Raw genomic sequence first — 6,759 nt, forward strand, 5'->3', positions numbered from 1 at the left:
GCTACCCGTTGATCATGAAGTGGGTGCGCCGGACGCACATGTACCTGGGGCTGCTGCTGTTCCCCTGGATGATCGTCTTCGGCGTGAGCGGCGTGCTCTTCAACCACCCGGACGTCGGCGAGGACGTGGCGGTGCGCGAGGTGCCGGCCGAGCAGCTCCAGGCGCTCACCGGGATGGCGCCCGTGGCACCGGAGGCCGTGGCGAAGCAGCTCGTGGAGCAGCTCAACGCCCAGGGCGGCGCCTACCGGCTGGAGCCGAGCAGCGACCCGCGCTTCTCCGGCTTCACGGTGCTGCTCGCGCCGGGCGAGGGCGTGAACAACATCGTCATCGTGAACCTGGACGAGGGCAGCGCGACGGTGTCCACGCGCAGCACGGTGTCCCCGAAGCCGAAGCTGGAGGCGCCGTTCGCGGGCTCCACGGTGACGCTGCCGGAGTACTCGATGGCGGCGGTCGAGGCGAAGCTGGCGCCGCTCCTGACGAAGCTGGACGTGCCGGCGAAGTCGCCGCCCAAGGCGAGCCCCCGGGGTGCGCCGGAGCTGCGCTTCAAGATGCTGGATGCGAACCAGCAGGCGTGGAACGTGACGTATGACCTGGGCTCCGGACGCGTGGACGGCCGGCCGGCGGACGCGGCGCGGGTGCTGAGCGCCAATGAGCTGCTGACGAAGCTGCACGTGCTGCATCACTACCCGGTGAACTTCGGCATCATGTGGCTGTGGGCGCTGTTCGCGGACATCTCCGGCGTGATGATCGTCTTCTGGGCGCTGTCGGGCCTCTTCATGTGGTGGCAGATGAGGCCCACGCGCGTGCTGGGCATCGGGGCCCTGAGTCTGGCGATGGGGCTGGGGCTCGCGGTGATTGGCGGCACGCTGGCGGACCTCCAGTTCGGCAACGTGCAGAAGCGCACCGGCCCGGGCGGCGGCGCGCCTCCGAAGCCGAAGCCCGCGCCCGCCGCGGAGCCGAAGCCCGCGGCGCCTCCGGCGACCGTGACGACCGACGCGGAAGCCGATCACCACTGACCCGGGAACCCCCGGCCCGAGGACGGGAGCCCCCGGCGGCCTGCTCGCGTGGACATGCCACGTGAGCACGCGATCTCCAGGTTCCACAGGGCGGCGCGACAGGACAGGTGAGCGGGTGGGAACCCGCTGACGCTCGGTGGGCCGTGGGCTCGCGCCCCTCCACGCCCCACTCCTGGAGCCGCGACCATGGACCCCTCCGCCGAGACCCATCCCGAACAACAGCACCCGCAGGTCCCTTCGGCGGAGGCGGCCTCGCACCCCTTGCTCCTCTGGTTCGACGCCTTGTCGCGCAAGGACGTGGACCAGGCCGGAGGCAAGGGCGCCAACCTGGGCGAGATGACCCGCGCCGGCCTGCCCGTGCCCATCGGGTTCGTCGTCACCGCCGCCGCCTTCCATGAAGCCATGGAGCCCGTGCGCCCCCGGTTGCGCGAGCTGTGGCGGCGCGTGGATCCGGACGACGCCCAGTCACTCGCCGACGTCACCAAAGCGCTGCGCGGCGTGGTGCTCCAGGCGCCCCTTCCCGAAAAACTGCGCGCCGCCCTGCTCGCCGCGTACCACCGGCTGGGCGAGCAGCGCGCCGTGGCGGTGCGCTCCTCGGCCACCGCCGAGGACACCGCGTCCACGTCCTTCGCGGGCATGCACGAGACGTTCACCAACGTGGTGGGCGACGAGGCGCTGCTCGACCGGCTGCGGGCATGCTGGGCCTCGGCCTACGGCGAGCGCGTGGTCTCCTACCGCAAGGCCCAGGGCCTCACGGAGGAGCCGGAGATCGCCGTGGTGGTGCAGGCCATGGTGGACTCGGCGCGCTCGGGCGTCATGTTCACGGTGGACCCGTCCACCGGCGACCCGCGCCGCCTCGTCATCGAAGGCGCCTTCGGCCTGGGCGAGGTCGTCGTGGGCGGACAGGTGGAGCCGGACACCTACGTCGTGGACCGGCAGGGCCCCCGGATCCTGGAGACGCGCGTGGGAGAGAAGGCCTTCCGGCTCGTGCGCGACGGCGTGGGCCGCGAGCGGCGCGAGGACCTCTCCGCCGAACAGGCCCGGCAGCGCGTGCTCAGCGACGTGGAGGTGCTGGAGCTGGCGCGCCTGGGCCTGCGCGTGGAGCGGCACTATGGCGCGCCCCAGGACATCGAGTGGGCCGAGGAGAACGGCAGGCTCTACCTCGTCCAGTCGCGTCCGGTGACGACGATCGGCCCGGGCTTGAAGGAACCCCCGCACGGCGCGGGTCCGGGCAAGGCGCTCGTGTCGGGCCTGGGCGCTGCACCGGGCCTCGCGACGGGCCGCGTGCGCGTGCTGCGCGATGCGCAGGAAGGCCAGCGGCTCCAGGCGGGTGAAATCCTCGTCGCGCCGATGACGTCTCCGGACTGGGTGCCCACGCTGCGGCGCGCGGGGGCGGTCGTCACCGACAGCGGCGGCATGACGTGCCACGCGGCCATCGTCAGCCGCGAGCTGCGCAAGCCCTGCGTGGTGGGCACGCGCACCGCCACCCGCGTGCTGCGCGACGGGGAGGAGGTCACCGTGGACGGCTCCACCGGCGCCGTGCTGGAGGGCCGCGTCGGGGGCGAGACGACCGGCGGAGCCGTCCCAGGGACGCCGACGCAGGCGGGGCTGTCTCCCCAGGGAGCCGTGGCGCGGGAGGTGCTCGCCACGCGCCTCTACGTGAACCTCGCGCTGCCGGGCCAGGCCCGCGAGGCCGCGGCGCTCCCGGTGGACGGCGTGGGCCTGCTGCGCGCGGAGTTCATGCTCACGGAGGCCCTGGGCGGCGTGCACCCGCGCAAGCTCATCGCCGAGGGACGCCAGCGCGAGTTCGTGGAGCGGATGTCCGGCGCGCTGCTTGAAATCACGCGCGCGTTCCGTGGCCGCCCGGTGGTGTACCGCACGACGGACTTCCGGACGAACGAGTTCCGGGGCCTCCAGGGCGGGGCCGACTTCGAGGCCCCCGAAGCCAACCCGATGATTGGCTTCCGCGGCTGCTACCGCTACCTGCGCGAACCCGAGGTGTTCCAGCTGGAGCTGGAGGTGCTCGCCCGCGTGCGGGAGCAGACGCCCAACCTCCACTTGATGATCCCCTTCGTGCGCACGAAGTGGGAGCTGGAGGCGTGCCTGGAGGCCGTGGACGCAAGCCCGCTGGGACGCCAGCGCGGGCTGGAGCGCTGGGTGATGGCGGAGGTGCCCTCCGTCGTCTACCGCATCCCCGAGTACGCGCGGATGGGCATCACCGGCGTGTCCATCGGCTCCAATGACCTGACCCAGCTCATGCTGGGCGTGGACCGGGACTCGGAGATGTGCGCGGAGCTGTTCGACGAAGCGGACGCGGCGGTGCTGGATGCCATCGTCCGCATCATCCAGGCCAGCCGCGAAGCGGGCATCACGTCGTCCCTGTGCGGACAGGCGCCCTCCAACCGCCCCGAGTTCGCGGAGCACCTGGTGCGCGCGGGCATCACCTCCATCTCCGTGGACCCCGCGGCCGCCGGGGCCGCCCGGACGGTCATCGCCGCGGCGGAGCGGCGGCTCCTGCTGGATGCGGCCCGGGCTCCCCGGTAGCAGCCCAGTCCACCGGGCGCTACGTCGATGTCGAGCAGGAAGTGGGTGGACTCGGCGTCCGCAAGCTCGACCTCTCGTGACCGGAAGAGTGACCTACCCCACGTGCTTCCACGTGAGGCGCTGGACGATGCGGCACGGCCCGAGAGCTCGGGCGCTCACTACTTCAGGTGCCACAGCGCCGCGATGATCTGCCAGAGCAGCGACGTGCTGGCGATGACAAGGGCCGCGCGCGGCACCCAGCTATTGCGCTTCGTCTCGGTGAGCGACTCGGTGTGACGTAGCGTCGCCGCAAGGTAGTCCTCATGGCGCCCCAGGTTCTCGATCTCCGCATCCATGCGTCGCTTGAAGTCGGGCGTCAGATTCGCTGCCGCAGCGACCTTTGTCCGCATCGCAGCCACCAACTGCCGCGTGATCTCGTAGCGCGTCCGCAGTACCTGAAGGGCCAACTGCTCAGGAGAGCGCACGAGCTTCTGCAGTAGCGGCACGATTGCTTCCATGCAGTCGTCGATGACCTGAACCCAAGAATCGCGCGCGTTCCATGCCCTGTCGATCGCCTGCCCGGCCAGCATCTTGAACGTGGCCTTGACGTCGTCCTGTTCGCTCATGTCTTTCCATACCTCCTCGGGATGCGTTGAGCCCTACCACTGCTTCCTCTCCCGAGCGTCCAGTGAGCTTGCCCGGATCCGGCGGCTCTCCCGCACTTCGTGTGGGCCGGAGTTTCAGACGGTGAGCAGCACGCGACGACGCAGCAGTTCGAAGCTGGCGCGGCCATACCTCTGACGCTTGAGAAGCTTGAGCGCTGCCATGCACCGAAGTACTGGGCGTCTGGCAAGAGGGGCATCGTGCTCCCGTGCCCTCCAGGCGCACCGCGAGGACAACCTCCGCGGAGCTGCTACGCGTCACCCGCTCCAATCGACAACCAGGAAGGGAGTACAGCGTTTCCATTCCCAGGGCGTATTCGCCCCGCTGGCAGCCTGCCGCGTCTGCCTATTCCCCCGAGGGGAACCACACGAAGTGCGGGAGAGCCACGGAACTGGGCCAGGTTCGCTGGTAGGGTTGACCCAGGAGGTTGCTCGACTTTGTCCCAACCCGCTTTGTGGGCCGTCCTGGCACTCGTCCCCTTGCTGGCGAGCGCAGTGGCGGGAGCCCAGCCTCGTCCAGCCGCCCACGAGCGGCAGGTCATCAACACCCAGCGGCTCGTCCTGCATGGCAGCACCACCGGCCCGGCGCTCCGGGTGCGCGTGGCACCGGGGCTCCTCACCACCATCGTCTTCGATGCCGCCCTGGTCCGGGACTCGGTGACGCTGGACGGTGAAGGCACGCGCGTCCGGCGGGTGGACGTTGGCGACACGAGCGTCACCGTGGAGCCCCTGGTGGAGCTGGGCAACGAGCCGGCGCTGCTGCGAGTGCACTTCGTGGACGGTGCTGCGCCAGAGGGGGCCTCGCTTGCCCTCGTTTCCGACGTGGCGCAGGTGGACAGCCACGTCCGCGTGAGTCGCCGCGCTCAACCCACCGAGGCGCTGGAGAAGGAGCTGGCCGAGGTCCGCGCCCGTTGCGAGGCCCGGGAGGCGGAGCTGGCGGAGCTACGTGCCCGGTGCGAGACGGACGGGCTCGTGGGCCTCGTCCTCGCGGGCTCGCTGGGCATGGCCGACCTCAAGAATGTCAATTGGTTCAAGACGAGCTCCCAGGCGGAGGGCGTGAGTGGACTGAAGCTGGCGGTCGGGAACTGGATGAAGGCCACGCCGAAGTGGATGTTGCTCGCGGTGAGCCTGGAGAACCTTGCCGGCCAGCCGCCCTGGTCCCCGGACAAGGTGACGCTGAGGAGCATGAAGACGAAAGAGGCGGTGCAGGTGCGCGTGGCGCGGATGAACCCCGCGCGGCTTGGCGCTGGGGAAGAGGGGCTCGTGGTCATGGAAGCCGAGCCCCCGTCCGCCGCGGCCGGGGCGCGCTTCCTCCTGGAGCTGTCGGAGACGGCCTCGGGCCGGCGCCTTTCCATCTCCTTGGAGAGGCCCAGCAGTCAGGCCGTGAAGCCATGACGCAAGCACTCCCGCATCACCCGGCCTACCTCATCCCAGGGGATGAGGTGGATGGCTGGCGCGTGGTGGAGCGCGTGGGGACCGGTGGCTTCGGAGCCGTCTACGTGGTGGAGAAGGAGGGGCGACGCTGCGCCATGAAGTTCTCCCTGCGCCGCCCGGTCAGCGAGGATCCGGCCAGGACGGACGCGCGACTCTTCCAGCGCGAGGTGGTCATCCTCGTTCAGCTCTCGCACCTCCCCAACGTGGTGCGCCTCCACGCCTGCGGACGCTACCCCGACCCGGTGGAGGGCCACTTCTACATCGTCATGGACTACGTGGAGGGAGACACCCTCTCGGCCTGGGCCGAGCGCCACAGCCCCACGCCCCGCGAGGTGGCGCGACTCTTCGCCCGGCTGGCGGCGGTCCTGGACGAGGCGCACCGCAGTTCCATCTTCCACCGCGACCTCAAGCCGGAGAACATCCTGGTGCGCCGCAGGGACTCGGAGCCGGTGCTGCTGGACTTCGGCGCGGGCGACTTCTCCATGGCGAAGCCCCTCACCGAGGGCCCGCTGCCTCCGGGAACGCCCCACTACCGCAGTCCCGAGTCGCTGCGCTTCCTCCGCCAGAACCGCAACAACCCCGAGGCGCGGTACGCGTTCAAGGCCAGCGACGACCTCTACTCACTGGGCATCTGCCTCTACGAGGCGCTCACCGCCAAGGATCCCTTCCAGCCGGGCCAGGAGCGCCCACGCCTCAACATGGAGATCGAGTTGCGCGTGCCACCAGCCCCGCACGAGCTCAACCCGCGCGTGCCCGCCGCCCTCGGAGACGTGGTGCGCCGGCTCATGTCCAAATCCCCCCACGAGCGGCACCCCACGGGCGAGGCGTTGCGCCGAGAGTTGGAGGAACTGGCCACGATGGAGGATGCCGCCTGGGACAAGCCCATCCACCCGCCGCCCGTGCCCAGGGAGTCCGTGCCGGTTGCTGTCGTGGAGCCATCCATGCCTCCGCCCGTGCCCTCCACGCCCATCCGTCGGGCCCGGTGGTCCCGGGCCGCGGCGCTCGTTGGGGCGACCGTCCTGGCCTCCGCTGTCGTCATCCCCTGGGTGCGCGGCGGTGCGTCCTCCCCCCAGGAGTTCCCGGCCACAGCGCCAGAACGTTCGCCCCCGCCCACGGTGCGAACG

Annotated in this window: 5 protein-coding genes; 4 read left to right on the top strand and 1 reads right to left on the bottom strand. The window is 70.8% G+C overall.

Going from position 1 to position 6,759, the window contains the following annotated elements; all coding sequences use genetic code 11:
* Window positions 1-1,016: PepSY domain-containing protein (locus D7V93_RS34555; RefSeq protein ID WP_120647431.1), on the top strand; the 1,016-nt coding region annotated here is incomplete at its 5' end.
* A 186-nt stretch (window positions 1,017-1,202) separates the two neighbouring features.
* The gene (gene ppsA, locus D7V93_RS34560; RefSeq protein ID WP_120647432.1) at window positions 1,203-3,560 is read left to right on the top strand and encodes a phosphoenolpyruvate synthase; all 2,358 of its coding nucleotides are present in this window, start codon (window positions 1,203-1,205) and stop codon (window positions 3,558-3,560) included.
* A gap of 158 nt (window positions 3,561-3,718) precedes the next feature.
* On the opposite strand, the gene D7V93_RS34565 is transcribed toward ppsA, so the two are convergent.
* Window positions 3,719-4,165 carry a hypothetical protein gene (locus tag D7V93_RS34565; RefSeq protein WP_120647433.1) on the bottom strand — a complete coding sequence of 149 codons (447 nt, stop codon included), beginning with the start codon at window positions 4,163-4,165 and terminating at the stop codon, window positions 3,719-3,721.
* Window positions 4,166-4,681: 516 nt separating this feature from the next.
* On the opposite strand from D7V93_RS34565, the gene D7V93_RS34570 reads away from it, so the two are divergent.
* Both D7V93_RS34570 and D7V93_RS34575 read left to right on the top strand, forming a co-directional pair.
* Entirely contained in the window at window positions 4,682-5,596 is a 915-nt protein-coding gene (locus tag D7V93_RS34570) for a DUF2381 family protein (RefSeq protein WP_158623933.1), read from the top strand.
* On the top strand, window positions 5,593-6,759 hold a 1,167-nt coding region (locus D7V93_RS34575), incomplete at its 3' end, for a serine/threonine protein kinase (RefSeq protein WP_147451500.1). The genes D7V93_RS34570 and D7V93_RS34575, both read left to right, overlap by 4 nt.

Origin of the sequence: Corallococcus llansteffanensis (assembly GCF_003612055.1) — a bacterium.
Classification (GTDB): Bacteria; Myxococcota; Myxococcia; order Myxococcales; family Myxococcaceae; genus Corallococcus; species Corallococcus llansteffanensis.

What these genes read in the sequence shown, in the direction of transcription:
- D7V93_RS34565 (WP_120647433.1), bottom strand. Translation starts at nt 4,165, where the DNA reads ATGAGCGAACAGGACGACGTCAAGGCCACGTTCAAGATGCTGGCCGGG.
- ppsA (WP_120647432.1), top strand. Translation starts at nt 1,203, where the DNA reads ATGGACCCCTCCGCCGAGACCCATCCCGAACAACAGCACCCGCAGGTC.